We start from the raw sequence: 24,716 nt of genomic DNA on the forward strand, positions 1-24,716 counted from the left end.
ACGTCGTCCCCGTCCCGGCCGCGGTGCGCCGGCCGCCGCGGCATCGCAGCGGCCCGGTCATCGACTCGTCAGTCGGTACTCAGTCCTGCGGGTCCTTCTCCGGGTTGCCGACGCGTGACGCGCCGCCGTCGAGCGGGGCGTCCGGGTCGGTCGAACCGGGGGGCTCGGTCTCGTCCGCCTCGCTGCCGAGCTCGACGCCGCCGTCGTCGGCCGGCGTGAACCCCGGGTCGGGGAGGGGCTGCAGAGGCGCGTCGTCGGTCATGCGCTCCTTGCTACTCCTCCCGGCGCCGACCGGCATCCCCACCGCCCTCCCCCCGCGGTTTTGGCACCGATCTGGGTGCCGCGACCTACGGATCGGTGCCAAAACCGCGGGGCAGGGCCGGGCAGGGCAGGGCCGGGCAGGGCCGGGCGAGTCGGGACCTAGGGAGTCGGCGGTGACCAGTCGGCGTCGAGCAGGCCACGGTCGCCGGCGAAGGGTCGCAGCGTCGGCGGCGCCGGGAACGGCAGGGTCCAGGTCTGCATCTCGACCCCGACGGCGCCGAAGTCGTCGAGCTTGACGACGACGCGCTCGGGGCTGACCTCGACCATCGCGACCCGGAGCGTCCGGCCGTCGCCGAGGGTCAGCTGCCACAGGTCGGCGAGCCAGTGCAGGCCGCGCTCCTCGAGCGCCTCCTCGCCCTCCTGCCAGTCGACGACGCCCGTGACGTCGTGGCCGAGCCGGTCGACGGCGACGAAGCCGTCACCCTCGGGCCGCAGCCACCCGACGAGCTCCCGGTCCCCGGCCCGCCGATGCTCGATCCACCCCTCGGTCACCATCCGGCCGACCCTAGGCAAGCCGCGCTCCCGCGTCGCCGGTTTTGGCACCGATCCGGGTGCCGCGACGCATGGATCGGTGCCAGAACCTGGGTGTCGGCGGCGGGCGGACCGGCGGGGCGGGTCGGGCGGGCCGGCAGGGCCGGCGCGGAGCGGGGCCCGCGGGACGGCGGGCCAGGGCGGGGTGGTCGAAGCCCGGCGTCGGGCATGCTGGGCGGATGGACGTCCACGCCGAGCCCTTGTCCGTCCTGCGCGCCCGGACCAGCGAGAAGTGGACGGCGTACCCGGCCGACGTCCTGCCGCTCTTCGTCGCCGAGATGGACTACCCGCTGGCCGCGCCCGTCCGGCAGGCGATCGTCGAGCGGGTCGAGGCGTCGGACACCGGCTACGTGCACGGGCCCGGTGAGCTGCCCGCGGCGTTCGCCGGCTTCGCCGAGCGCACGTGGGGCTGGTGCCCGGACCCGGCCGCCGTGCGCACCACCACCGACGTCAGCGTCGCGATCGTCGAGACGCTGCGGCAGGCGGTGCACCCGGGCGACGGCGTCGTCCTCACCCCGCCGGTCTACCCGCCGTTCGCCGACCTGGCGGACGAGGCGGGGGCGGTGCGCGTCGACGTGCCGCTCGTCGACCGCGACGGCACGCCCGCGCTCGACCTCGACGGTCTCGAGCGGGCGTTCGCCGGCGGTGCGCGGGCGATGCTCCTGTGCCACCCGCACAACCCGGTCGGCGTCGTGCACCCGGCGGACGACCTGCGGCGCCTCGCCGCGATCGCGCGCGAGCACGACGTCGTCGTCGTGAGCGACGAGATCCACGGTCCGCTGGTCCACGCGCCGACGTCGTTCACGCCGTTCCTCGACGTGTCCGACGACGCGCGCGAGGTCGGCGTGTGCGTCACCGCGGCGAGCAAGGGCTGGAACGTCGCGGGGACCAAGTGCGCGCTCATGGTCGGGGCGTCCGACCGCTCGCTCGCGCTGCTCGACGCGATGCCCGAGGAGGTGGGGACGCGCACGAGCATCCTGGGGCTCCACGCGAGCACGGCGGCGTTCCGGTCGGGTGAGGAGTGGCTCGCCGGCGCGCTGGCCGCGATCGACGCCAACCGCCGTCTGCTCGCGGACCTGCTCGCCGAGCACCTGCCGGCCGTGCGCTACCGCGTGCCCGACGCGACGTACCTCGCGTGGCTCGACTTCCGGGACGCGGGGTGGGGGGACGACCCGGCCGAGCGCGCGCTCGCGGCCGGCGTCGCCCTGGTCCCGGGGCCGATGTTCGGCGCGCAGGGCCGCGGCCACGTGCGGCTCAACCTCGCGTGCGCGCCGGACGTCCTCACGGAGGCGGTGCGCCGCCTGTCCCAGGGCTGACCCGCGCCGCGCGACCGCACGCGACCGCGGAGCATCGTGCCGCCGCACGGTCGGGTGTGGAGCGTTGTGCCGCCGTGCCGCCCTGAATGGAGCGTTGTCCCGCGACACGCCGGCGTGTCGGGGCACGACGCTCCGCGGTGGGTCCGAGTCCGGCGTGTCGCGGCACGACGCTCCGCGGTGGGGATGACGCTCCGCGCACGGCATGGCACGAGGCTCCGTGGTCGGCACGGCGCTCCGCGGTGGGGACGGCGCTCCGCGCTGGGTCACGTTCGTGCCCGTTCGGCTACTGCTCGCCCGTGACCAGGCGGCGGAGGGTCTCGACCGGCAGCTTCGGGGTGCGGTCCGCGTGCAGGAGCCCGTTGGTCTCCTGCCCGGTGTCGGTGAGCTGGGTCCAGCAGAACCCGGCGAGCGGCGCGCACGCGCGCACGGCGTCGAGCAGGTCCCCGATGCGCGCCTCGAAGTCCTCGTCCGACGTCGCCGTCGAGTAGCCCCAGGCGTCGTCGCGCCCGCCCGCGTAGCTCACCCCGCCGAACTCGGTGAGCATCACCGGCTGCCCGCGGTCGGGGACGTCGACGACGCGCATCCGCCGGCCGGCCGGGCCGATGCCGCCGAGCAGCGCCCGCACCGCCTCGGGCGTCCCGTACCGCTCCCGCAGCTCCTCGCCCCGCGCGGCGTAGTCGTGCACCGACCAGATGTCGGAGTCCGTGTGCTCCCAGCCGTCGTTCGACACCACGGGGCGGGTCGGGTCCAGCGCGCGCGTGAGGTGCGCCAGGCCCAGCGAGTAGTGGCGCTGCGCCGGGTCGTGGGCGATGTGCTGCACGCCCCAGCTCTCGTTCAGCGGCACCCACGTGACGATGCTCGGGTGGGAGAGGTCCCGCCGGACGATCTCGGCCCACTCGGTCGTGAGCAGCTGCACCGCCCGCGCGGAGAACGCGTAGGCGTTGGCCGTCTCGCCCCAGAGGGTCAGGCCCAGCCGGTCCGCCCAGAACAGGAACCGGGGGTCCTCCGCCTTCTGGTGCACGCGCGCCGAGTTGAAGCCGAGCTCCTTGATGAGCTCGACCTCGCGCCGCAGCGCCTGCGGGCTCGGAGCGGCGAGGTGGCTCTCCTCCCAGTACCCCTGCTCGAGCACGGAGCGCAGGGGGTAGGGCCGGTCGTTGAGCAGGAAGGCCCCGTGCGCGACGGCGACGCTGCGCATCCCGAGGTAGGACGCGACGACGTCGCCCGGCGCGCCGCCGGCCGCGGGGTGCACCTCGACCCAGGCGTCCAGGAGGGTGGGGTGCTCGGGCGACCACAGCAGCTCCTCGTGCCGCTGCCCGTTGTGCTGGGTCGGCAGGTCCACCGCGAGCCGGACGTCGCGCTCGTCGGTGCGCACCGAGCCCTCCGCGAGCACGTCCCCGTCGTGCGCCACGCGCACCCGCACGACGACGGCCTCGCGCGGCCGCGCGCCGAGCCGCACCGTCGCGTGCACGGCCCCCGCGGCGACGTCGGTGCGCCAGGCGAGCTCGGCGACGTGCAGCCGCGGGACGGCCTCGAGCCAGACGGGCTGCCAGATCCCGGTCGTGCGGTGGTACCAGATCGAGTGCGGCTCGGGCTGCCAGTCCTGCTTGCCGCGCGGCTGCGCGACGTCGAGCGGGTCGTCCTCCGCGCGCACCACGAGCGCCAGGCCGGGGCCGTGCGCCGCGACGACCGGCGTGACGTCGACGCTGAACGGCGTCTGCCCGCCGACGTGCCGCCCGAGGTGCACGCCGCCCAGCCACACGTCGGCCGCGTGGTCGACGGCGCCCAGGTGGAGCAGGAGGCGCTCGCCCTGGGCGCGGAAGCCCGCGCGCTCCAGGTCGGCGGCCGTGAGCGTGCGCCGGTACCAGACGACGTGGCAGTGCGGGTCGCCGATGCCTGACGCCGGGGACTCCGGCGGGAACGGCACCGTGATGCGCCGCGTGAACGGGTCGGCGCCCGCGCCGCCCGTGCCCGTTCCGCCCGTGCCGGCCTCGCCCGCGCCACCCGGCGCGACGTCGTGCCAGCGCTCGTCGCGGCCGACGTCGTCGGGGTCCGCCGCGAAGTCCCAGGTCCCGCACAGGTCCGCCCACGCCGGGCGGACCAGCTGGGGCCGCGGGTAGGTGCCGTCACCCTGGCTCGCGCGCAGGTGCAGCGCCGCCGTCGTGCTCATGGCGCCGTCCCCTCGCCCGTCGGTGCGCCGGTGCTCTCGCGGACCACCAGCCGGTGCCCGACGACGACCTGGGCGGCACCCGGCGGGCGGGGGCCGTCCAGCAGCAGGTCGATCGCGGCCTCGGCGAGCGCGCGCTTGTCGGGCGCGACGGTCGTGAGCGTGGGCACGGAGTAGCGGCCCTCCTCGATGTCGTCGATGCCCACGACCGCGACGTCGCCCGGCGAGGTGAGCCCGCGGTCCTGCAGCGCACGCAGGGCGCCGAGCGCGAGCAGGTCGTTGAAGCAGAAGACGGCGTCGGGCGGCTCGGGGAGGTCGAGCAGCGCGCGCATCGCGTCGGCGCCGTCGGCGCGGTGGAAGTCGTGGACCGCGCCGACGAGCTCGGGCCGCCAGGGCAGGTGCGCGGCGTCGAGCGCCTGGCGGTATCCCTCCAGCCGGAGCGTCGCCGTCTCGGCCGGCGTGGCGTCCGCCGGCCCGCCGGCGTGCTTCGCGCCGATCGCGGCGACCCGGCGGCGGCCGAGCGCGACGAGGTGCTCGGTGGCCGCCCGCGCCGCGGCGCGGTTGTCGATCGCGACGTGCGGGAACGCCGCCTCGTCGCCCAGGTGCTCGCCGAGCAGGACGAGGGGTGTGTCGTCGACCCGGTGCCGCAGGTCCTCGGCGGTCAGCGCGAGCGGGCTCAGCACGAGGCCGTCCATGAGCGGCATGTCGATGCCGTCGCTGATGGCGCGCTCGGACGCCGCCTGGCCCTCGGTCTGCGCGAGCAGGACCGTGAGGTGGCGGCGCTTCGCGGCGCGCACCAGCTCGGACGCGAGCTCGGCGAAGTAGGGCTGCGTGAGCTCGGGGAGCGCGACCGCGACCATGCCGCTGTTGCCCCGCCGCAGGTGGCGGGCCGCGACGTTGGGCCGGTACTGCAGCCGGGCCAGCGCGTCCTCGACCCTGCTGCGCGTCTGGGCGGTGATCGTCCCCTTGCCGTTGACGACGTTGGAGACGGTCTTGATGGAGACGCCCGCGAGCTCGGCGACGTCCTGCAGCCGGGTGCGCGCCACGGCGCCACCTCCCTCTGGTCCTGCACCGCCGCCTCGAGCCGCCCTCCGGTGGCGGGCCGCCGGGCTCGGGGTGACAGTAGCGACATCGGCACGATCGCTACAAGGTTTACCACCCACCCTGTACAAGGTTTACCGGGGTGAGGTATGAACGGCGGTACAAGGTTTACCGGGAGCGGCTCGGCGCTGCGTCGGGCCGGTCGACCTGACGAGGAGCTCAACGATGAGAACCACGACCCCCACCCGTCGACGTCGGCTCGGCGCCGGCGCCCTGACCGCCTCGGCTGCCCTCGTGCTCGCCGCCTGCGGCGGCGGCATGACGCCGGAGGATGCCGCCGGCGGCGGTGACGGCGAGTCCGCCGAGTTCACCGGCGAGTACACCGGCCCCGACATCGAGCTCTCCTACTGGAACGGCTTCACGGGCGGTGACGGCCCGTTCATGCAGGAGATGGTCGACCAGTTCATGGCCGAGCACGACAACATCACCATCGTCCCCAACACGATCCAGTGGGCCGACTTCTACCAGCGCGTGCCCGCCGCCGTGAACGCGGGCGAGGGGCCGGACGTCGGCGTCATGCACCTCGACCAGCTCGCGACCAACGCCGCGCGCAACGTCATCGTCCCCCTCGACGCCGTCGCCGAGCAGCTGGAGCTCACCGAGGACGACTTCAGCGAGGAGGTCTGGCAGGCCGGCATCTACGACGACCAGCGCTACGGCATCCCGCTTGACGTGCACTCGCTCGCGATGTTCTACAACACCGAGCACTTCGCCGCCGCCGGCATCACGGAGCCGCCGACGGACGGCGAGTCCTTCATGGCGGCGCTCGACGCGCTCCAGGCCGCGGGCTACGAGCAGCCCTTCTGGATGCCCGCTCGCTGGCCGGGCCACCTGATGTTCCTCACGTTGCTGCAGCAGAACGGCGGCGGGGCCTACGGCGAGGAGGAGGCGACCTTCGGCGGCGCCGAGGGCGTGGAGGCGCTGGAGTGGATGCGGGGCATGGTCGACGAGGGCTACAGCCCTTCCGACGTCGCGCAGGACTCGCAGTACGTCGCGTTCAAGAACGGCGAGACGTCGATCACCTGGGACGGCATCTGGCAGATCAACGACCTCGAGGAGTCGGGCATGCCCTACGCCCTGGCCCCGGTGCCCACGATCTTCGACGAGGAGGCCTTCTGGGCCAACTCCCACCAGTTCTTCATGACGAAGCAGGCGACGCAGGACGAGGACAAGCTCGCCGCGTCGCAGGTCTTCCTCGCGTGGATGAGCGAGCACTCGGCCGACTGGGCCGGGGCCGGGATGATCCCGGCGCGCGAGTCGGTGCAGGAGGAGGGCCTCGCCGGCACGGCGCAGGAGCCGATCGCCGCGCTGCTGGACAAGGTCCGCTTCCTGCCCGCGATCCCCGGCCTCGGCCAGGTGACGACCGAGACCATGGAGCAGGCCGTCGCCGACGCCGTCCTCGGCCAGGCGGAGGCCGGTGCCGCCCTGGAGCAGGGGCAGTCCCAGGCGACCGAGCTCATGGCGGAGAACGCCGAGAGCTTCGGGGGCTGACGTGACGACGACGCGCGTCGCGGCGCCCGGGGACACCGCGGACGCCCTGCAGCACGGCCGCAGGGCGCCGCGGCGTGGCGTCGCCAAGCACGGGAAGGCCACGCCGTGGTTCTTCCTGGCTCCGTACCTGCTGCTGTTCGGCACGTTCGTCATCGCGCCGGTGGTGCTGGGGGCGTGGATCAGCCTGCACCGGTGGGACTACACGCTGCCCGGCAAGCCGTTCGTCGGGCTCGAGAACTACGCCGCGCTCTTCGACCCCGGCTCGATCCCCTTCGAGGACTTCTGGAACTCGATGCGGGCGACCGCCATCTTCACGGTCGGGAGCGTGCCCCTCCTGCTCGTGCTCCCGCTGGTCGTGGCCCTGGTCATGAACACGAAGTTCCCCGGGCGCAACCTGTTCCGGGCCGTCTACTTCGCGCCCTACGTGCTCGGCGTCGCCGTCGTCGCGGTGCTGTGGCGGTACCTCCTCGACAACAACATCGGTCTCGTCAACTACTACCTGGGCCGGCTCGGCCTGCCGGACGACACCGCGTGGACCACGTCGACACCCGCCGCGTGGATCGCGCTCGTCGGCGTCACCGTCTGGTGGACGCTCGGGTACAACGCCGTGATCTACCTCGCGGCGCTGCAGGACATCCCACGCGAGCTCTACGAGGCCGCCCGCGTCGACGGCGCCAACGCGTGGCAGCAGTTCCGCCACGTCACCGTGCCCGGGCTGCGGCCCGTCCTCGTGTTCATCACCATGATCACGATCATCGCCTCGGCGAACATGTTCGGGCAGTCGTACCTCATCACGCAGGGTGGCCCCGGACGCGAGACCCGGACCGCGATCTACCAGATCGCCGAGGTCGGGCTGCGGCAGTACCAGATGGGCTCGGCGGCCGCGATGAGCTACGTCCTCACGGCCGCGCTCATGGTCCTCAGCGTCATCGTCTTCTGGCTGTTCCGCGAGAGGAAGTCGTCATGAGCGCCGACGTCGCCGCCCGGCCCGCGCGCGCGGGTGCCTCCGGCAAGGCCCGCGGACCCGAGGCCGGCGGCAGGGGCGGGGCGCGCGTCGTCGTCCGCTACGTCCTGCTCGTGCTCCTCGGGCTGCTCTTCGTCAGCCCGCTGATCTTCATGATCGTGACCTCGTTCAAGACGCGCGGGGAGGCCGGCGGCATCCCGCCGTCGTGGATCCCCGACCCGTTCACGACGCAGGCGTACGAGTCCATCCTCAGCGCGCCGGGCACCCCCGTGCTGCGGTGGTTCGCCAACAGCCTCGTGGCGGCGCTCGCCAACGCCGCGATCGTCGTGACCACGGCGGCGCTGGCGGCGTACGCCCTCGCGCGCATGGAGTTCCGGGGCCGCGGGCTCGTCTTCGGGATGATCATCGCCACGCTGTTCGTGCCGCCGGTCATCCTCATCATCCCCAACTACCTCATCGTGGGGGAGCTGGGCTGGCTCAACACCCTCGCCGCCGTGATCGTGCCGACGGCGGCGTCGGCGTTCGGCGTCTTCTTCCTGCGGCAGTTCTTCGTCAGCATCCCCGACGAGCTCGAGGAGGCGGCGCGCCTCGACGGCGCGACCCCCGTGCAGATCTTCCTGCGCGTCGTCATGCCGCTCTCGCGGCCCGCGCTCGCGACGCTGGCGCTGCTGGCGATCCTCACCAACTGGAACGACTTCCTGTGGCCGGTCTACGTGCTCTTCAGCCCCGAGCTGCAGACGCTGCCCGCCGGCCTGTCCACGCTGCAGTCCGCCAACGCCGTGCGCTACGACCTGCTCATGGCCGGCGCCGTCATCGCGAGCGTGCCGGTGCTGCTGCTCTTCGTGTTCCTGCAGCGCTTCATCATCGAGGGCGTCTCGCGCTCGGGCCTCAAGGGATGACGGCGGTGCGCCGTCGCGTCGCGGCCGCCGGGGCCGCGGCGTGCCTCGTCCTGCTCGCCGGCTGCGGCGGCGCGGCGGGTGACTCGCCGGGTGACGCGGTCGGGACGGAGGAGCCGACGCCCAGTCCCGGCGAGGATCCCGCCCACGCGGCCAACCCGGTCATCGACGACGACTTCCCGGACCCGGACGTGCTCGAGGTCGACGGCACCTACTACGCGTACGCGACCGAGGGGAACCTGCGCAACGTGCGGGTCGCCAGCTCGACGGACCTCGTCGAGTGGACCGCGCTCGACGACGCCCTGCCGGAGCTGCCGGCGCACGTCATCCCGGGCCGGACCTGGGCGCCCGAGGTCGCCCAGATCCAGCCCGGTCGGTTCGTCCTGTACTACACGGCCACGAACTTCCGGCCCTCGGTCCAGTGCATCGGCGTCGCCGTCGCCGACGCCCCGCAGGGCCCGTTCGAGCCGGTGGGCGACGGCATGCTCGTCTGCCCGGACGCGGAGGGCGGCGCCATCGACGCGTCGACGTTCGTCGACCCGGCGGACGGCACGCCGTACCTGCTGTGGAAGAACGACGGCAACTGCTGCGGTCTGGACACCTGGCTGCAGATCGCGCCGCTCACCCCCGACGGCACCGCCCTGGTGGGCGAGCCCGTGCGGCTGGTCCAGCAGGACCAGCCGTGGGAGGGGGACCTCGTCGAGGCGCCGACGCTCGTCGAGCGGGACGGCACCTACGTGCTGCTCTACTCGGCGAACGACTACGGCGGCGAGAACTACGCGACCGGGTACGCGACGGCGTCGTCGGCGCTCGGGCCGTACACCAAGGCCGAGGACCCCCTGCTCACCACCGACACGTTCGACGGCCGCTACGTCGGGCCGGGCGGGCAGGACGTGGTTGTCGGACCGGACGGCAGCGACCTCCTGGTGTTCCACTCCTGGTACGGCGGCACCGGCTACCGCGGGATGAACGTGCTCCCGCTGACGTGGTCCGACGGCGTGCCCACCGTCACGCCCTGACGTCAGGCGGCGGCGAGGATGTCGACGACGAACACCAGGGTCGAGCCGGCCGGGATGGTGCCGCGGTCCGTGTCGCCGTAGCCGAGGCTCGGCGGCACGATCAGGAGGACCTGGCTGCCGACGGTCTGCCCGACGAGCCCCTGGTCCCAGCCGTCGACGACCGCGCCGACGCCGATCTGCGTCTCGAACGGCGGGCGGTCCTCCTCCCAGGACGAGTCGAAGACGGTGCCGTCGAGCAGCCAGCCCTTGTACTGGACCGTGAGGTTCTGCCCGGCGGTGACGGCCGGACCCTCGCCCTGGATGAGCGTCTGCACGATGAGCTCGCTGGGCTCCTCGAGCTCGTCGAGCCCTTCGATGTCCGGCTCGCCGTCGTCGGCCAGCGTCACGGTCGGCAGGCCCTCGGCGGGCTCGACGGCCTCGCCCGAGGCGCGCGTCGGGATGTCGACGGCGTCGACGACCTCGATCGCCATGAGCGTCGCGGGGAAGGCCTCGGACTGGGCGGTGGCCTCGCTGCCGGGCGCGGCGAACAGGACGCGCACGCCGACGTTCTGGCCCTCGAAGACGTCGTTGATCGCGTTGACGTACTCGGGGCTGCCGAGCACCAGGGTCTGGATCTCGCCGGTCTCCCACGTCGAGCCGAGGACCGTGCCGTCGTCGCCCGAGACGATCGTCGACTGGAGCGTCAGGCGCTGCCCCTCCTCGAGCGGCGCGCCCTCGCCCTCGACGTCGACGCGCGCGACCGGCGCGCTGACCTGGAACGGCATCTCGAAGGTCAGGGTCGGCGCGGCGCCCAGCGGGCCCTCGACGGTGACGGCCTCGAGCGCGGCGACGTCCTCCTCGGTCGGCTCCGGCTGCTGGTCGACCGCGTCGGTCTCCGCGCTCTCCGTCGGCGACGGCTCGGCCTCCTCGGGGCTGTCGGAGCAGCCGGTGAGCACGAGAGCGGTCGTGAGGGTGAGAGCGGCGGCCAGGCGCAGGCGCACGGGTGAGTCCTTCGTCGTCGGGTTCCGCGCGGCGTCAGCGCGCCCGCGGCAGGTCCGCGCGAGGCGGACCGTCGAAGCGTACGTGGTCCACCTGGGAGGCACCCGGGAGTCGTGTGAAGGGGTGGTGCCCGCCGGGTGCGTCCTGCGTGGGCGCCCCGGGCACGCCAGGATCGGCCCATGACGATCCAGCCCTCGGCGTTCGACCCGGGCCCGCCCGACCACCCGCTGCGCTTCGCCCTCGTCGGCACGGGCTGGCGGGCCGAGTTCTTCCGGCGCATGGCGGCGCTCCTGCCGGAACGGTTCACCCTCGTGGGCGCGGTCTCGCGCACCGACGAGCGCGGCGCCGAGGTCGAGCGGCGCTGGGGGGTGCCGACGTACCGCACGGTCGGAGGGCTGCTCGCCGCCCAGCGCCCGGAGCTCGTCGTCGTCTCCGTGCCGTGGGCGGTGACGCCCGGCGTGGTCACCGACCTCGTGGACGCGGGGGTGCCCGTGCTCGCCGAGACTCCGCCGGCCCCCGACGCCGACGGACTGCGGGCCCTGTGGTCGCGCGTCGGCGGGTCCGGCCTCGTGCAGGTCGCCGAGCACAGCCCGTTCCTGCCCGGGCACCAGGCGCGGGCCGCGGTGCTGCGGCAGGGGGCGATCGGCGAGGTCACGCACGTCCAGATCTCCTCCACGCACCAGTACCACGCGGTCGCGGTCATCCGGCGCCTGCTCGGCGTCGGGCACGAGCCGGTGACCGTCACGGCGCGGCGGCTCGAGGCGCCGCTCGTCGACCCGCAGGACCGCGCCGGGTGGACGGGGGCGACGGCGCCCGTCTCGCGCAGCACCGTGCTGGCGACGCTCGACTGGGGCGGGGGCCGCAGTGCGCTCTACGACTTCACCGACAACCAGTGGCACAACCCGCTGCGCGTGGACCGCCTCCTGGTCCGCGGCAGCCACGGCGAGCTGCTGGACGACCGCGTCACACGCTGGGTGGACCCCACGACCGTCGTGACGAGCCCGATCGTGCGCACGCAGTCCGGCGTCGGCCAGGACATGGACGGCTTCGACCTGCAGCACCTGACGTTCGAGGGCCGCGTCGTCCACCGCAACCGCTTCGAGGGCGCCCGCCTCGCCGACGACGACATCGCCGTCGCCGAGCTGCTCGACCGGAGCCGCGCGTGGGTGCGCGACGAGGCCGGGCCGCCCTACCCCCTGGCCGAGGGCAGCCAGGACCACCTGGTCGCCCTGACGATCCAGGAGGCGGCTGCCACCGGCGCCACCCTCACCACCCCGCCACCCCCCTGGTCCTGACCCCACCCACCCCACCCCCGCCCCCGCCCCACCCCCACCCCCGCCCCACCCGCCCAAGCCCACCCCCGCCCCATTCCCCAGCCCCAGCCCTTCCCGCGAACACGTCCGTTCGACGTGAGGACGTCCGCCGCAACGGACGTGCTCGCGCGGAACGGACGTGCTCGGCGGCGGGTGGGGGTGGGCCGGTGGTGGGTGGGGGTGGGCGGCGGCGGGTGGGGTGGGCCGGCGGCGGGTGGGGGTGGGCCGGCGGGCGGTGGGGGCGTTCGGCGGGCGGGGTGCGGCGCCCTGGGTGACCCTGGTGCCATGCGATTCGGGTACACGCTGATGACGGAGCAGAGCGGGCCGCGGGACCTGGTGCGGCACGCGGTCGACGCCGAGCGGGTCGGGTTCGACTTCGAGGTCTCGAGCGACCACTACTTCCCCTGGCTCGACAGCCAGGGCCACGCGCCGTACGCCTGGACGGTGCTCGGGGCCGTCGCGCAGGCGACCAGCCGCGTCGAGCTGATGACCTACGTGACCTGCCCGACGATCCGGTACCACCCCGCCGTCGTCGCCCAGAAGGCCGCGACGCTCGGCGTGCTCAGCGAGGGCCGCTTCCTGCTCAACCTGGGTGCGGGCGAGAACCTCAACGAGCACGTCGTCGGGGAGCGGTGGCCCGCGGTCGGCGAACGCCACGACATGCTCGAGGAGGCCGTCGAGATCATCCGGCTGCTCCTCGACGGCGAACGGCTCACGTTCGACGGCGAGCACTTCCGGGTGGACCAGGCGGTGCTGTGGGACCGGCCCGAGACGCCGGTCGAGATCGGCGTCGCCGTCTCGGGGGCCGTGTCCGTCGAGCGGTTCGCGCCGCTCGCCGACCACCTCGTGACCACGGAGCCGGAGGCGAAGGTCCTGCGGCGGTGGGACGAGGTGCGCGAGGAGCACGGCGCGGGCGCGTCCCGGAAGATCGGCCAGATCCCGATCTCCTGGGACCCCGACGTCGAGGCAGCGACGGCGCGCGCGCACGACCAGTTCCGGTGGTTCGGCGGCGGCTGGAAGGTCAACGCCGACCTGCCGACGACGGAGGCGTTCGAGGGCGCGTCGCAGTTCGTGCGCCCCGAGGACGTCGCGGCGTCCATCCCGTGCGGCCCGGACCTCGACGCGATCGTCGAGGCGGCGTCGGCGTTCCGGGAGGCCGGCTTCACCGACCTCGCGCTGGTCCAGGTGGGCGAGGAGAAGCAGGACGAGTTCCTCGAGCAGGCGGCCGGTCCGCTGCTGGACAGGCTGCGCAGCGCCGCTGGGTAGAGTCACGCCTCGGAGCCGCGAGCGGGTACGAGGAGGCGACGGTCATCGACAGCCGACGCACGACCATCTCGCAGATCGCCGCCGAGGCGGGCGTCTCGGTCCCGACGGTCTCGAAGGTGCTCAACGGCCGCGCCGACGTCGCGAGCCAGACGCGGGCCCGCGTCGAGCAGGTCATCAAGGAGCACGGCTACCAGCGGCGCCGGTCGACGACGCCGCACGGTCCCCGCCTGCTCGACCTGGTCTTCCACGAGCTCGGCGGCCCCTGGGCGCTCGAGATCATCCAGGGCGTCGAGCGCGTCGCGCGCGAGACCGGCGTCGAGGTGGTCCTGTCCGAGTGCGGCGGCCACCGCACGCCCCGTCAGGAGTGGCTCGACAGCGTGCTGGCGCGTCGCCCCGTCGGCGTCATCCTCGTGTTCTCCGACCTCGACCACGACCAGCGCGCCCAGCTCGAGGCGCGCGCGATCCCGTTCGTCGTCCTCGACCCCGTGGGCGAGGAGCAGGGCGGCGTGCCGTCGATCGGCTCCGCGAACTGGACGGGCGGGCTCGTGGCGACCCGCCACCTCATCGGCCTGGGCCACCGGCGCATCGCCGTCGTCGGCGGCCCCACGGAGACCCTGGCGAGCCGCGCGCGCATCGCCGGCTACCGGGACGCGCTCGTGACCGGCGGGCTCGCCGTCGACGAGGAGCTCATCCGCAACGGCGACTTCTACGTGCACGGCGGGTACGAGCAGGGCCGCGCCCTGCTGAGCCTTCCCGACCGGCCGACGGCGGTCTTCGCCGGCAGCGACCTGCAGGCGCTGGGCGTGCTGCGCGCCGCCCGCGACCTCGGCCTGGACGTGCCGCGCGACGTCTCGGTGGTGGGGTACGACGACCTGCCCGTCGCGAGCTGGATCGCGCCGTCGCTGACGACGGTCCACCAGCCGCTCGTCGAGATGGCCGACGCCGCGACCCGGCTCGTCCTCGAGCTGGCGAACGGGGCGAACCCTCGCACCACCCGGATGGACCTCGACGTCCACCTCGTGGTCCGTGAGAGCACCGCGCCGCCCGCCACGCCCGCGCCGTAGAGTGCCACCTGATGGAGCACGCATGAACCGCGCCGTCGGTGCCCCCCGCCCCGCGGGCCTGCCCGAGCGCTTCGCCCGGCCCGGGCCCACCGTCTCGTTCGAGCTGTACCCACCGCGCAGCGAGACGTCCGCGCGGACCCTGCGGACGACGATCGAGCACCTCGCCGCAGCCCGGCCCGACTTCCTGTCGGTCACCTACGGCGCGTCCGGCTCGTCGCGCGACAGCTCGCGCGACGTCGTCCGGCACGTCCTGGAGAGCACCGACGTGCCCGTCGTCGCGCACCTCACCTGCCTGGGCAGCCCGCCCGGGGAGGTGCGGGAGGTCGCCCAGCAGCTGGTCGCCCTGGGCGTGCGCGACTTCCTGGCGCTGCGCGGCGACCCGCCCGCCGGCGTCGAGGGCTGGACGCCCGACCCGCACGGCCTCACGCGGGCGAGCCAGCTGGTCGAGCTGCTCCGCACGGTCGAGCTGGAGCTGCACGGTGACGACCGGCTCAGCGTCGCCGTCGCGGGCAACCCCACCGCGCTGCTGACGTCCGAGGCCGCGTCGTGCGGCGACCTCGCGGCGCTGCGTGCGAAGCAGGACGCGGGCGCCGACTATGCGATCACCCAGGTGTTCTTCGAGGTCGAGCACTACCTCGCCTACGTCGACGCCGCCCGCGCGGCCGGCGTGAGGCTGCCGCTGCTGCCCGGCGTCGTGCCCCTGACGGACCCCCGGCGCCTGCGCCGGCTCGAGGAGGTCAGCGGCGTGACCGTGCCCGCCCGCGTCCTCGCGGCGCTCGAGGCCGAGCAGGAGCCCGAGGCGCGCACCGCCGTCGGGCGCGCGCTGGGCGCCGAGCTCGCGCGCGGCGTCCTCGACGCCGGGGCGCCCGGGCTGCACCTGTACACCTTCAACCAGCACCGGGCCGCGCTCGACCTGCTGGCCGACGTCGGCCTGCGGACGCCCGGCGAGACGGGGACGACCCTCGCCCCGGCCGGGCTGGTCCCGTGACGGCGCGCGAACCGTCCGCCGCGGACCTGCGGCGCTGGCGGGGCCACCTGGCCGACGAGCGTGCCGAGGCCGCCGTCTACCGCGAGCTCGCGGCGCGGCGGACGGGCGAGGAGCGCGAGATCCTGCTGGCGCTCGCGGAGGCCGAGGGGCGGCACGCGGCCCACTGGGAGGAGCTGCTCGGCGCCCAGGTCGGGCCCCCGCGCCGGGGCGACGTGCGGTTCCGGGTCCTCGCCTGGCTCGCGCGCCGGTTCGGCTCGGTCTTCGTCCTCGCGCTCGCGCAGCGCGCCGAGGCGCGCGCGACCTACGAGCGCGACCTGGACGCCACCCCGACCATGGCCGCGGACGAGCGGATCCACGCGGAGGTGGTCCGGTCGCTCGCCGCGCGCGGTCGCAACCGCCTCTCGGGCACCTTCCGCGCGGCCGTCTTCGGCGCCAACGACGGACTGGTGTCGAACCTCGCCCTCGTCATCGGCGTCGCCGCCGCGGGCACGAGCCAGGCGACCATCCTCGTCACCGGACTCGCCGGCCTGCTCGCCGGTGCGCTGTCGATGGGTGCGGGGGAGTACATCTCGGTCCGCTCCCAGCGCGAGCTGCTCGCGGCCTCGACCCCGAGCGCCGAGGCGGGCCGCGCGCTGCCCCACCTCGACGTGGACGCCAACGAGCTGGCCCTCGTCTACCGCGCGCGGGGCATGACGCCCGAGCAGGCTCAGCAGCGTGCCGACGACGTGCTCGCCGACATCGCCCTCGTCGGGCCCGCCAGCACCGAGTTCCACGCCGACCACCCGGCGACGGACCACCGCGAGGTCGTCGGCTCGGACGTCGGCGCGGCCCTGTCGAGCTTCGGGTTCTTCGCGTCGGGCGCCGCCGTGCCCGTCATCCCCTACCTCCTCGGGCTCGAGGGCACGACGGCGCTGGTCGCCGCGATGGTCGCGGTGGGCGTCGCCCTGCTCGGGACGGGTGCCGTCGTCGGCCTCATCTCCGGCGGGCCGCCCGTCCGGCGCGCGCTGCGCCAGCTCGCGATCGGGGCGGGCGCCGCGGCGGTGACGTACGCGCTCGGCGCGGCGTTCGGGACGACCGTCGGCTGAGGCCCGGCGACGCCCGTCCTCCTCGACCCCCAGGCCGCCCGCTCGCTAGCGTGTGACCCTCGTCGCCGAGGAGGCACCATGGGTCCGGACCCGCACGTGGCCGACACGCACGACCTCATCCGCGTCGAGGGGGCGCGCACCAACAACCTGCGCGACGTGAGCCTGGAGATCCCCAAGCGGCGCCTCACGGTCTTCACGGGCGTCTCCGGCTCGGGCAAGAGCTCGCTCGTGTTCGGCACCATCGCGGCGGAGTCGCAGCGCCTCATCAACGAGACGTACAGCGCCTTCGTGCAGGGGTTCATGCCCTCGCTGGCGCGGCCCGAGGTCGACCTCATGGACGGCCTCACGACGGCGATCATCGTCGACCAGGAGCGGATGGGCGCGAACCCCCGCTCGACGGTCGGCACCGCCACGGACGCCAACGCGCTGCTGCGCATCCTGTTCAGCCGGCTCGGCGACCCGCACATCGGCTCGCCCAACGCATACTCGTTCAACGTGCCGTCCGTGCGGGGCAGCGGCGCGATCACCGTGGAGCGCGGGTCCGGGCAGCCGCGCGCGCAGAAGGCGACGTTCCACCAGCTCGGCGGCATGTGCCCGCGCTGCGAGGGCATGGGATCGGTCACGGACATCGACCTCACCGCCCTGTACGACGACGCCAAGTCGCTCAACGAGGGACCGTTCACGATCCCGGGCTACAGCGCGGACGGCTGGTACGGCCGCATCTTCGCCGGCAGCGGCCTGTTCGACCCGGACAAGCCGATCCGCGAGTACTCCCGGCGCGAGCTCGACGACCTGCTCCACAAGGAGCCGACCAAGATCAAGGTCGAGGGCATCAACCTCACCTACGAGGGCCTCATCCCCAAGATCCGCAAGTCCTTGCTCGCCAAGGACGTCGAGGCGATGCAGCCGCACGTCCGCGCCTTCGTCGAGCGCGCGGTGACCTTCACGACGTGCCCGGACTGCGACGGCACCCGGCTGAGCCCCGAGGCGCGGTCCTCGCGCATCCGCGGCAAGAACATCGCCGACCTGTGCGCGATGCAGATCAGCGACCTCGCCCAGTGGGTGCGCGACCTCGACGAGCCCTCGGTCGCCCCGCTGCTCGCGGGCCTGCAGCACCTGTTCGACGCGTTCGCCGAGATCGGCCTCGGCTACCTCTCGCTCGACCGCCCCGCCGGCACGCTCTCCGGCGGCGAGGCCCAGCGCACCAAGATGATCCGCCACCTCGGCTCGTCCCTCACGGACGTCACCTACGTCTTCGACGAGCCGACGGCGGGCCTGCACCCGCACGACATCGAGCGCATGAACGCGCTCCTGCTCCAGCTGCGCGACAAGGGCAACACCGTGCTGGTGGTCGAGCACAAGCCCGAGACGATCGCGATCGCCGACCGCGTGGTCGACCTGGGGCCCGGCGCCGGCTCGGCCGGCGGGACCATCTGCTACGAGGGCACGCTCGAGGGACTGCGGGCGAGCGGCACGCTGACGGGACGTCACCTGGACGACCGTGCCTCGCTCAAGGCGCAGGTGCGCACGCCGACGGGCGCGATCGAGATCCGCGGCGCGACGACCCACAACCTCAAGGGCGTCGACGTCGACGTCCCGCTCGGCGTGCTGTGCGTCGTCACGGGCGTCGCGGGCTCGGGCAAGAGCTCGCTCGTCCACGGCTCGATGCCACCGGGCGCCGGGGTGGTGTCGGTCGACCAGACCCCCATCAAGGGCTCGCGCCGCAGCAACCCGGCGACCTACACGGGCCTGCTGGAGCCGATCCGCAAGGCCTTCGCCAAGGCGAACGGCGTCAAGCCCGCGCTCTTCAGCGCGAACTCCGAGGGCGCCTGCCCGGTGTGCAACGGCGCGGGCGTCATCTACACGGACCTCGGCATGATGGCCGGCGTCGCGGCGACCTGCGAGGAGTGCGAGGGCAGGCGGTTCCAGGCGGCCGTCCTGGAGTACCGCCTCGGCGGGCGCAACATCAGCGAGGTCCTCGCCATGTCCGTGCGCGAGGCCGAGGCCTTCTTCGCGGAGGGCGACGCGCGCACGCCGGCCGCGCACGCGGTCCTGCGGCGCCTGGACGACGTCGGCCTGGGCTACGTCACGCTCGGCCAGCCGCTCACGACGCTCTCCGGTGGCGAGCGCCAGCGCCTCAAGCTCGCGACGCGCATGGCGGAGCAGGGCGGCGTCTACGTCCTGGACGAGCCGACGAGCGGGCTGCACCTCGCCGACGTCGAGCAGCTCCTCGCCCTGCTCGACCGCCTCGTCGACGCGGGTACCTCGGTCGTCGTGATCGAGCACCACCAGGCGGTCATGGCGCACGCCGACTGGATCGTCGACGTCGGCCCGGGCGCCGGGCACGACGGGGGCCGGGTGGTCTTCGAGGGCACGCCGGCCGACCTCGTGGCCGCCCGGTCCACGCTCACCGGTCAGCACCTCGCCGCGTACGTCGGGGCCTGAGGCCCCGGTCCCTCAGTCCGTCGCGCTCGCCGCGGTCCGGGCCACGTAGCGGGCCTCGCCCCGGCGCAGGGTGCCGCTCGCGGCGAGCACGGCGACCACGGCCAGGCCGCCGGAGACCACGACCACGAGGAACCCGGCGTGGCTGCCGGCGGCGTCGATCCGGGCGCCGGCGATCGACGAGCCGAAGGAGACGCCGACGCCCAGGGCGGTCCCGACCCAGGTCAGGCCCTCGGTGAGCTGACCGCGCGGGACCAGCTGCTGGACCAGGGCGTTGCCGTTGATGATGGTCGGCGCGATCGTCAGGCCGACGACGAACATCACCGCGGCGAGGACCGCGAGGTTCGTCACGAAGAAGAACAGGGTCACGCCCACCGCCAGGGCGACCATGCCGATCGCGAACCGGCGCCACAGCGGGCTGGTCCAGTGCCGTGCGCCGTAGCCGAGCCCCGCGAGCAGCGAGCCCGCCGCGAAGACCGCGAGGATGAGGCCGGCCGCGCCCTTGTTGCCCTGCTCCTCGGCGAAGGCGACCGTGGCGACGTCGGTGGCGCCGAAGATCGCGCCCATGAACACGAACACCACGGCGAGCACCACCATGCCGCCCGAGCGCAGCACGAACGGGTGGTGCACGCCCTCCTCGCGCACCACGACCGGCGGCTCGGTGGCGCGCTGCGAGAAGAACCACGTGCCGCCGACCAGGACGGCGACCACGGGCACCACCAGCCCCGCGACAGGGCTGACCGACGTCGCCAGGACCGTGGCGAGCACGGGCCCGACGATGAACACCAGCTCGTCGAGGGCGGACTCGAGCGAGTACGCGGAGTGGATCTCGCGCGGGTCCTGGAGCAGGTGAGACCAGCGGGCCCGGACGAGCGCCCCGACCGAGCCGCCCGCGGCACCGGTGACCACGGCCGCGGCGTACAGGTACAGGGGCGAGGCCTCGAGGAGCGTCGGCACGATGAGGCCGACGATGCCGACCGCGGTGACCACGAGCGCCGGGCGCATGACGCGGGCCTGACCGAAGCGGTCGACGAGGCGCGAGAGCTGGGGCGAGCACAGGGCGTGCGTGATCACCTGGACCGCGGAGATCCGGCCCGCGAGGCCGTAGGACCCGTAGACCTCGGAGACCATGAGGACGATGCCGATCCCGACCATCGACATCGGGAGCCTGGCGATGGCGCCGGCCGCGGAGAACGCGGCGGCCCCGGGGCGCGCGAGGATCGCGCGGTACGGCTGGAGCATGACGTCATTCTCCCAGCCGGACGGACCGCGACGTTCACCCGGTCGACTCCGCGCGGCCGCCACCCCGCCCGTGGGAAGATCCAGCCAGTCGCGCGCCCCGCCGGCCGCGACGACCGCGTGCTCGGGGAGGGAGCGCCGTGTTCCGGCCTGCGTCGCGTCGCCTTCGCCCGGGACGCCGGCTGCTCGCCCCGGACGTCGCCTACGGCCCGCTGGGAGTCCTGACCATCGCGGCGGGCGTCTTCGGCCTCTCCTACCTCGCGGTCGTCCTCGCGCCGCCGGACAACGGCGTCGCCGCCTGGTGGCCCGCGGCCGGCCTCGCCACGATCGCCCTGATGTGGGCACCGCGGGACCGGCGGGCCGTCGTCGTGGCGTCCGTCGTCATCATGAGCGCGCTCGCGAACCTGGCGGTGGGGCGCCCGTGGCACGTGGCGCTGGGCTACGGCGCGAGCAACGCGCTCGAGAGCGCCGTCGTGGCCGCACTGCTCACGCGCCGTGGCAGGCCGCGCCTGGCCACGCTCGACGACCTCTTCCGGCTGGTCGGCGCGACGGCGGCCGGCGTCCTCGTCATGGGCGTCGGGGCGGGGCTGACGCAGCTGCTCGCGGACGGCGCCGGGTTCCTCGTCACCGCCCGCACCGTGGTGGCGAGCCACGGGGCCGCCCTCCTGCTCACCCTGCCGCTCGGCATGCGCGCGCCGGGCGGCACCGGACGCGCCGGCCGGCTCGAGGCCGCGGCCCAGCTCGCCGCGGTCTGCGTGGCGATCGTCGTGATCTTCCGCCCCGGCCAGGGGCTGCCCGTCTCGTTCCTCACGATGCCCCTGCTCGTCTGGGGCGCCCTGCGCTTCGGCGTCAAGGTGGTCAGCGTCGAGCTCATCGTCGTCGCGCTGCTCGTCACCTCGTTCAGCCGCTTCGACGGCGGTCCGTTCGCCGCCGAGTTCGGGGCGACGAGCACCGCCACGGCGTCCCTGGTCCAGGCGTACCTGGTGTGCTGCGCCCTGGTGACGCTGCCGCTGGCCGTGTCGATCGCGCAGCGGCGCGCGGCGCTCGCACGCAGCGAGGCCAGCGAGCGGCTGTTCCGCCAGGGCTTCCGCGACTCGCTCGTGGGCATGGCGATGCTCCGCCTGTGCGACGGCGCCCACGGCCCCGGCGAGGAGGCGCACGCCGAGGGCGGGCTCGACGTCGTGCAGCTCAACGACGTCGCCGCGCGCATGCTCGCCGGCGACCCCGCGGCCCTGGTCGGGGCGCCGTGGACGGCCCTGCTCGCCGAGCCCGACCGGCACGAGCTCGCGGCACGCGTGCGGGAGATGCTGGCCGGGACCAGCGAGGGCTGGCACGGTGAGGTCGCCGTCGCGACGCCCGCGGGGGACCTGTGGGTCGACGTCGCGCTGTCGCCGCTGGCGGCCAGCGCGGGCGAGAACCTGTTCGTCGCGCAGATGGTCGACGTCACGGCCCGCCGCGCGGCCGAGGAGCGGCTCACCGCCCAGGCGCAGCGCGACAGCCTGACCGGGCTGGCCAACCGCTCCCGGCTGCACGGCGAGATCGACGCGGCGGTCGCCGCCCTGCCGCCGGACGAGGCGGACGGCGGCCCGGGCGTCGCCGTGCTGTTCTGCGACCTGGACGACTTCAAGGACGTCAACGACTCGGCCGGGCACACGGAGGGCGACCGCGTGCTGGTCCGGGTGGCGGAGCGCCTGCGCACCCTCCTGGGCCCGGACGACCTCGCGGCACGCCTCGGCGGCGACGAGTTCGTGGTGCTGCGGCGGTGCGCGCGCGACCGCGCCGACGTCGAGCAGCTCGCGTCGGCCGTGCTGGCGGGCCTCTCGGCACCGATCGTCGTGGGCGGTCACGGCTTCACGGTGGGCGTGAGCATCGGCATCGCCTGGGGCGGTCCCGGGGCGAGCGCCGACGACCTGCTGCGCGACGCCGACGCCGCCATGTACGCGGCGAAGGCGGGCGGCAAGCGCCGCGCGGTGACGTTCTCGGACGAGCACCGGGCGCGCGCCGTCCGCGCCGTGCGCGTCGAGGCGGAGCTGCGGCGTGCTCTCGAGCTGGGCCAGCTCGAGATGTACCTCCAGCCCGTCGTGGACCTGCGCGACGGCGCCACGGTCGCGGCCGAGGCGCTGGTGCGCTGGCGCCACCCGGACCGCGGGCTGCTCGAACCGGGCGCGTGGCTCGACGTCGCCGAGGCCTGCGGGCTGATGCCCGAGCTCGGCGCGTGGATCCTGCGCCGCTCGTGCGAGCTCGCCGCCGCGTGGCCCCAGAGCGTCGCCGAGGTCACCCCCGCCGTCCACGTCAACGTCTCGGCCCGGCAGCTCGAGGTGCCGGGGTTCGTGGCCGACGTCCACCGCGTCCTGGCGGAGACCGGCCTGCCGCCCGCGCGGCTCGTGCTCGAGTTCACCGAGACCCAGCTCGACACGGTCAGCGAGGCGCTGCTCGCGGACCTCGCGACCCTGCGACGCGCGGGCATCGGGCTGGCCGCGGACGACTTCGGGACCGGCTACAGCCCGCTGACGCGGATCATCGAGCTGCCCATCTCGATGGTGAAGGTCGACCAGCGCTTCGTCGCCGGCATGCTCGACGACGTGCGCAGCCAGGCGATCGTCACGACCCTGGTGCGCCTGACCGACTCGCTCGGCCTCGCGCTGGTCGCCGAGGGCGTCGAGACCCAGGAGCAGGCGCAGGCGCTCCAGATGCTCGGGTGCACGGCCGGGCAGGGGTTCCTGTGGTCGCGACCGGTGCCCGCGGACGTCTTCCACGAGCGGCTGCGCGGCGCCGTCCTGCGCTGAGGCGCGCGCCCGACGCCGGGCGCCTCAGCCCGCGAGCGTCTGCGTCACCAGCTCCTGGGCCGCGGCCTGGACCTGCGCGAGGTGCTCCTGCGAGACGAACGACTCGGCGTAGACCTTGTAGACGTCCTCCGTGCCCGACGGACGCGCGGCGAACCAGGCGTTCGCCGTGGTGACCTTGAGGCCGCCGATCGGCGCGCCGTTGCCGGGCGCCTCGACCAGGCGCCCGGTGATCTCCTCGCCGGCGAGCGTCGAGGCCGTCACCTGCTCGGGCCGGAGCGACCCCAGCGCGGCCTTCTGCTCGCGCGTCGCGGGCGCGTCGACCCGCGCGTACCAGGACTGCCCGTGCCGCTCGACCAGCTCCGCGTGCAGCTGGGACGGCGAGCGCCCGGTGCGCGCCGTGATCTCGCCCGCGAGGAGCGCGAGGAGGATGCCGTCCTTGTCCGTGGTCCAGACCGTGCCGTCGTGCCGCAGGAACGACGCACCGGCGGACTCCTCGCCGCCGAAGCCGACCGAGCCGTCCAGCAGGCCGGGCACGAACCACTTGAACCCGACCGGGACCTCGAGCAGGCGCCGGCCGAGGTCGGCCGCGACCCGGTCGATCAGCGCCGAGGAGACGAGCGTCTTGCCGATGGCCGCATCCGGCGCCCAGCCGGGGCGCGCACCGCCGTAGAGGTAGCTGATCGCGACGGCCAGGTAGTGGTTGGGGTTCATCAGGCCGCCGTCGGGCGTGACGATGCCGTGCCGGTCGGCGTCGGCGTCGTTGCCCGTGGCGACGTCGAACGCCGTCGTGCCGTCGGCGGCCGGCCGCATGCCCTCGACGAGCGAGGCCATCGCCGACGGGGAGGAGCAGTCCATCCGGATCTTGCCGTCCCAGTCGAGCGTCATGAACGCCCACCGGGGGTCGACCGCGGGGTTGACCACGGTGAGGTCGAGCCCGTGGCGCTCGGCGATCTCGCCCCAGTACTCGACCGCGGCGCCGCCCAGCGGGTCGGCGCCGATGCGCACGCCGCTCGCGCGGATCAGGTCGATGTCGAGCACGTTGGGCAGGTCCGCGACGTACGCGGACATGAAGTCGTGCTTGCGCGTGGTCGGGGCCGCCAGCGCCTGCTCGAGGCTGACGCGGCGCGCGCCGGCCAGGCCCGAGCGCAGCAGCTCGTTGGCGCGGTCGGCGATCCACCCGGTGGCGTCCGACCCCGCCGGTCCGCCGTGCGGCGGGTTGTACTTGAAGCCGCCGTCGCGCGGCGGGTTGTGCGACGGCGTGACGACGATGCCGTCGGCCAGGCCCGTGCCTCCCGTGGCGCCGGCGCCCGCGGCGCCGCCCACGGTCCGCACGCCCTGGGCCGTGCCGGCGCCGTTGTGCAGCAGGATCGCGTGCGAGACGGCGGGCGTCGGCGTGAAGCCGTTGCGCGCGTCGACGTGCACCTCGACGTCGGCGGCGGCGAGCACCTCGAGCGCCGTCTGCCACGCCGGGAGGGACAGGGCGTGCGTGTCGCGCCCGAGGAAGAGCGGGCCGTCGGTGCCCTGGCTGCGCCGGTACTCCACGATCGCCGTCGTGATGGCGATGATGTGCGCCTCGTTGAAGGCCGCGTCCAGGCTCGAGCCGCGGTGGCCGGACGTGCCGAACACGACCTGCTGGGCCGGGTCGTGCACGTCGGGGATCAGGTCGTAGTACGCGCCGACGACGGCGTCGGTGTCGATGAGGTCCTCGGGCAGGGCGGGCGTTCCGGCGCGGGGGTGCATGGCCCGATCCTC

At 74.5% G+C, this 24,716-nt stretch carries 19 protein-coding genes; 12 read left to right on the forward strand and 7 right to left on the reverse strand.

Going from position 1 to position 24,716, the window contains the following annotated elements:
- Nucleotides 1-79: 79 nt before the first annotated feature.
- Both H2O74_RS01025 and H2O74_RS01030 read right to left on the reverse strand, forming a co-directional pair.
- Nucleotides 80-262 carry a hypothetical protein gene (locus H2O74_RS01025; RefSeq protein WP_182112727.1) on the reverse strand — a complete coding sequence of 61 codons (183 nt, stop codon included), beginning with the start codon at nt 260-262 and terminating at the stop codon, nt 80-82.
- 158 nt (nt 263-420) lie between these two features.
- Nucleotides 421-816, reverse strand: coding sequence for a hypothetical protein (locus H2O74_RS01030; protein ID WP_182112728.1), 396 nt, complete (start codon nt 814-816; stop codon nt 421-423).
- A 215-nt stretch (nt 817-1,031) separates the two neighbouring features.
- Between H2O74_RS01030 and H2O74_RS01035 the strand changes: the two genes are divergently transcribed.
- Nucleotides 1,032-2,168, forward strand: coding sequence for a MalY/PatB family protein (locus H2O74_RS01035; RefSeq protein ID WP_182112729.1), 1,137 nt, complete (start codon nt 1,032-1,034; stop codon nt 2,166-2,168).
- Nucleotides 2,169-2,451: 283 nt separating this feature from the next.
- Here H2O74_RS01035 and H2O74_RS01040 read toward each other — a convergent pair whose 3' ends face one another.
- Nucleotides 2,452-4,335 carry a glycoside hydrolase family 2 protein gene (locus H2O74_RS01040; protein ID WP_182112730.1) on the reverse strand — a complete coding sequence of 628 codons (1,884 nt, stop codon included), beginning with the start codon at nt 4,333-4,335 and terminating at the stop codon, nt 2,452-2,454.
- Nucleotides 4,332-5,378, reverse strand: coding sequence for a LacI family DNA-binding transcriptional regulator (locus tag H2O74_RS01045; RefSeq protein WP_182112731.1), 1,047 nt, complete (start codon nt 5,376-5,378; stop codon nt 4,332-4,334). Before H2O74_RS01045 ends, H2O74_RS01040 begins: the two co-directional genes overlap by 4 nt.
- Nucleotides 5,379-5,598: 220 nt before the next feature.
- Here H2O74_RS01045 and H2O74_RS01050 point away from each other — a divergent pair, with 220 nt between their 5' ends.
- From H2O74_RS01050 to H2O74_RS01065, 4 genes are read left to right on the forward strand one after another with little or no spacing between them, the layout of a single operon-like run.
- Entirely contained in the window at nt 5,599-6,924 is a 1,326-nt protein-coding gene (locus tag H2O74_RS01050; protein WP_182112732.1) for an ABC transporter substrate-binding protein, read from the forward strand.
- A gap of 1 nt (nt 6,925) precedes the next feature.
- Nucleotides 6,926-7,891 (forward strand): carbohydrate ABC transporter permease, encoded by a 966-nt coding sequence (locus H2O74_RS01055; RefSeq protein WP_220457996.1) that lies wholly within the window; start codon nt 6,926-6,928, stop codon nt 7,889-7,891.
- On the forward strand, nt 7,888-8,787 hold the full coding sequence (locus H2O74_RS01060) for a carbohydrate ABC transporter permease (protein WP_182112733.1): 900 nt from the start codon (nt 7,888-7,890) through the stop codon (nt 8,785-8,787). The genes H2O74_RS01055 and H2O74_RS01060 overlap by 4 nt, the downstream gene beginning before the upstream one ends.
- Before the next feature lie 5 nt (nt 8,788-8,792).
- Nucleotides 8,793-9,803, forward strand: coding sequence for a glycoside hydrolase family 43 protein (locus H2O74_RS01065; RefSeq protein ID WP_255491713.1), 1,011 nt, complete (start codon nt 8,793-8,795; stop codon nt 9,801-9,803).
- Between the two features lie 2 nt (nt 9,804-9,805).
- Here H2O74_RS01065 and H2O74_RS01070 read toward each other — a convergent pair whose 3' ends face one another.
- The gene (locus H2O74_RS01070; RefSeq protein WP_182112735.1) at nt 9,806-10,783 is read right to left on the reverse strand and encodes an FKBP-type peptidyl-prolyl cis-trans isomerase; all 978 of its coding nucleotides are present in this window, start codon (nt 10,781-10,783) and stop codon (nt 9,806-9,808) included.
- A 177-nt stretch (nt 10,784-10,960) separates the two neighbouring features.
- Here H2O74_RS01070 and H2O74_RS01075 point away from each other — a divergent pair, with 177 nt between their 5' ends.
- From H2O74_RS01075 to H2O74_RS01100, 6 genes are all read left to right on the forward strand, one after another.
- Nucleotides 10,961-12,076, forward strand: coding sequence for a Gfo/Idh/MocA family protein (locus tag H2O74_RS01075; protein ID WP_182112736.1), 1,116 nt, complete (start codon nt 10,961-10,963; stop codon nt 12,074-12,076).
- Between the two features lie 303 nt (nt 12,077-12,379).
- On the forward strand, nt 12,380-13,360 hold the full coding sequence (locus H2O74_RS01080) for a TIGR03557 family F420-dependent LLM class oxidoreductase (protein ID WP_182112737.1): 981 nt from the start codon (nt 12,380-12,382) through the stop codon (nt 13,358-13,360).
- 74 nt (nt 13,361-13,434) lie between these two features.
- Nucleotides 13,435-14,424, forward strand: a complete 990-nt coding sequence (locus tag H2O74_RS01085) for a LacI family DNA-binding transcriptional regulator (protein WP_370525885.1) — start codon at nt 13,435-13,437, stop codon at nt 14,422-14,424.
- Between the two features lie 22 nt (nt 14,425-14,446).
- Complete coding sequence (locus H2O74_RS01090) at nt 14,447-15,412, forward strand: methylenetetrahydrofolate reductase (protein ID WP_182112738.1); 966 nt, start codon at nt 14,447-14,449, stop codon at nt 15,410-15,412.
- Complete coding sequence (locus H2O74_RS01095) at nt 15,409-16,497, forward strand: VIT1/CCC1 family protein (protein WP_182112739.1); 1,089 nt, start codon at nt 15,409-15,411, stop codon at nt 16,495-16,497. Before H2O74_RS01090 ends, H2O74_RS01095 begins: the two co-directional genes overlap by 4 nt.
- Before the next feature lie 78 nt (nt 16,498-16,575).
- Nucleotides 16,576-18,942, forward strand: a complete 2,367-nt coding sequence (locus H2O74_RS01100; RefSeq protein WP_182112740.1) for an excinuclease ABC subunit UvrA — start codon at nt 16,576-16,578, stop codon at nt 18,940-18,942.
- A 12-nt stretch (nt 18,943-18,954) separates the two neighbouring features.
- On the opposite strand, the gene H2O74_RS01105 is transcribed toward H2O74_RS01100, so the two are convergent.
- Nucleotides 18,955-20,181: an MFS transporter gene (locus H2O74_RS01105; RefSeq protein ID WP_182112741.1), complete on the reverse strand. Its 1,227-nt coding sequence runs from the start codon at nt 20,179-20,181 to the stop codon at nt 18,955-18,957.
- 137 nt (nt 20,182-20,318) lie between these two features.
- Here H2O74_RS01105 and H2O74_RS01110 point away from each other — a divergent pair, with 137 nt between their 5' ends.
- Nucleotides 20,319-22,964, forward strand: a complete 2,646-nt coding sequence (locus tag H2O74_RS01110; protein WP_182112742.1) for an EAL domain-containing protein — start codon at nt 20,319-20,321, stop codon at nt 22,962-22,964.
- Nucleotides 22,965-22,988: 24 nt separating this feature from the next.
- Here the strand turns inward: H2O74_RS01110 and pgm are convergent, their stop codons facing one another.
- On the reverse strand, nt 22,989-24,704 hold the full coding sequence (pgm, locus tag H2O74_RS01115; protein ID WP_182112743.1) for a phosphoglucomutase (alpha-D-glucose-1,6-bisphosphate-dependent): 1,716 nt from the start codon (nt 24,702-24,704) through the stop codon (nt 22,989-22,991).
- Nucleotides 24,705-24,716: the final 12 nt, after the last annotated feature.

Source organism: Actinotalea sp. JY-7876 (genome assembly GCF_014042015.1).
Classification (GTDB): domain Bacteria; phylum Actinomycetota; class Actinomycetes; order Actinomycetales; family Cellulomonadaceae; genus Actinotalea.

Bases quoted from the DNA above. Each gene is read 5' to 3' on its own strand.
- H2O74_RS01060 (WP_182112733.1), top strand. From the start codon at position 7,888: ATGAGCGCCGACGTCGCCGCCCGGCCCGCGCGCGCGGGTGCCTCCGGC.
- H2O74_RS01040 (WP_182112730.1), bottom strand. From the start codon at position 4,335: ATGAGCACGACGGCGGCGCTGCACCTGCGCGCGAGCCAGGGTGACGGC.
- H2O74_RS01100 (WP_182112740.1), top strand. From the start codon at position 16,576: ATGGGTCCGGACCCGCACGTGGCCGACACGCACGACCTCATCCGCGTC.
- H2O74_RS01105 (WP_182112741.1), bottom strand. From the start codon at position 20,181: ATGCTCCAGCCGTACCGCGCGATCCTCGCGCGCCCCGGGGCCGCCGCG.
- H2O74_RS01035 (WP_182112729.1), top strand. From the start codon at position 1,032: ATGGACGTCCACGCCGAGCCCTTGTCCGTCCTGCGCGCCCGGACCAGC.
- H2O74_RS01050 (WP_182112732.1), top strand. From the start codon at position 5,599: ATGAGAACCACGACCCCCACCCGTCGACGTCGGCTCGGCGCCGGCGCC.
- H2O74_RS01030 (WP_182112728.1), bottom strand. From the start codon at position 816: ATGGTGACCGAGGGGTGGATCGAGCATCGGCGGGCCGGGGACCGGGAG.
- H2O74_RS01080 (WP_182112737.1), top strand. From the start codon at position 12,380: ATGCGATTCGGGTACACGCTGATGACGGAGCAGAGCGGGCCGCGGGAC.
- pgm (WP_182112743.1), bottom strand. From the start codon at position 24,704: ATGCACCCCCGCGCCGGAACGCCCGCCCTGCCCGAGGACCTCATCGAC.
- H2O74_RS01075 (WP_182112736.1), top strand. From the start codon at position 10,961: ATGACGATCCAGCCCTCGGCGTTCGACCCGGGCCCGCCCGACCACCCG.
- H2O74_RS01090 (WP_182112738.1), top strand. From the start codon at position 14,447: ATGAACCGCGCCGTCGGTGCCCCCCGCCCCGCGGGCCTGCCCGAGCGC.
- H2O74_RS01025 (WP_182112727.1), bottom strand. From the start codon at position 262: ATGACCGACGACGCGCCTCTGCAGCCCCTCCCCGACCCGGGGTTCACG.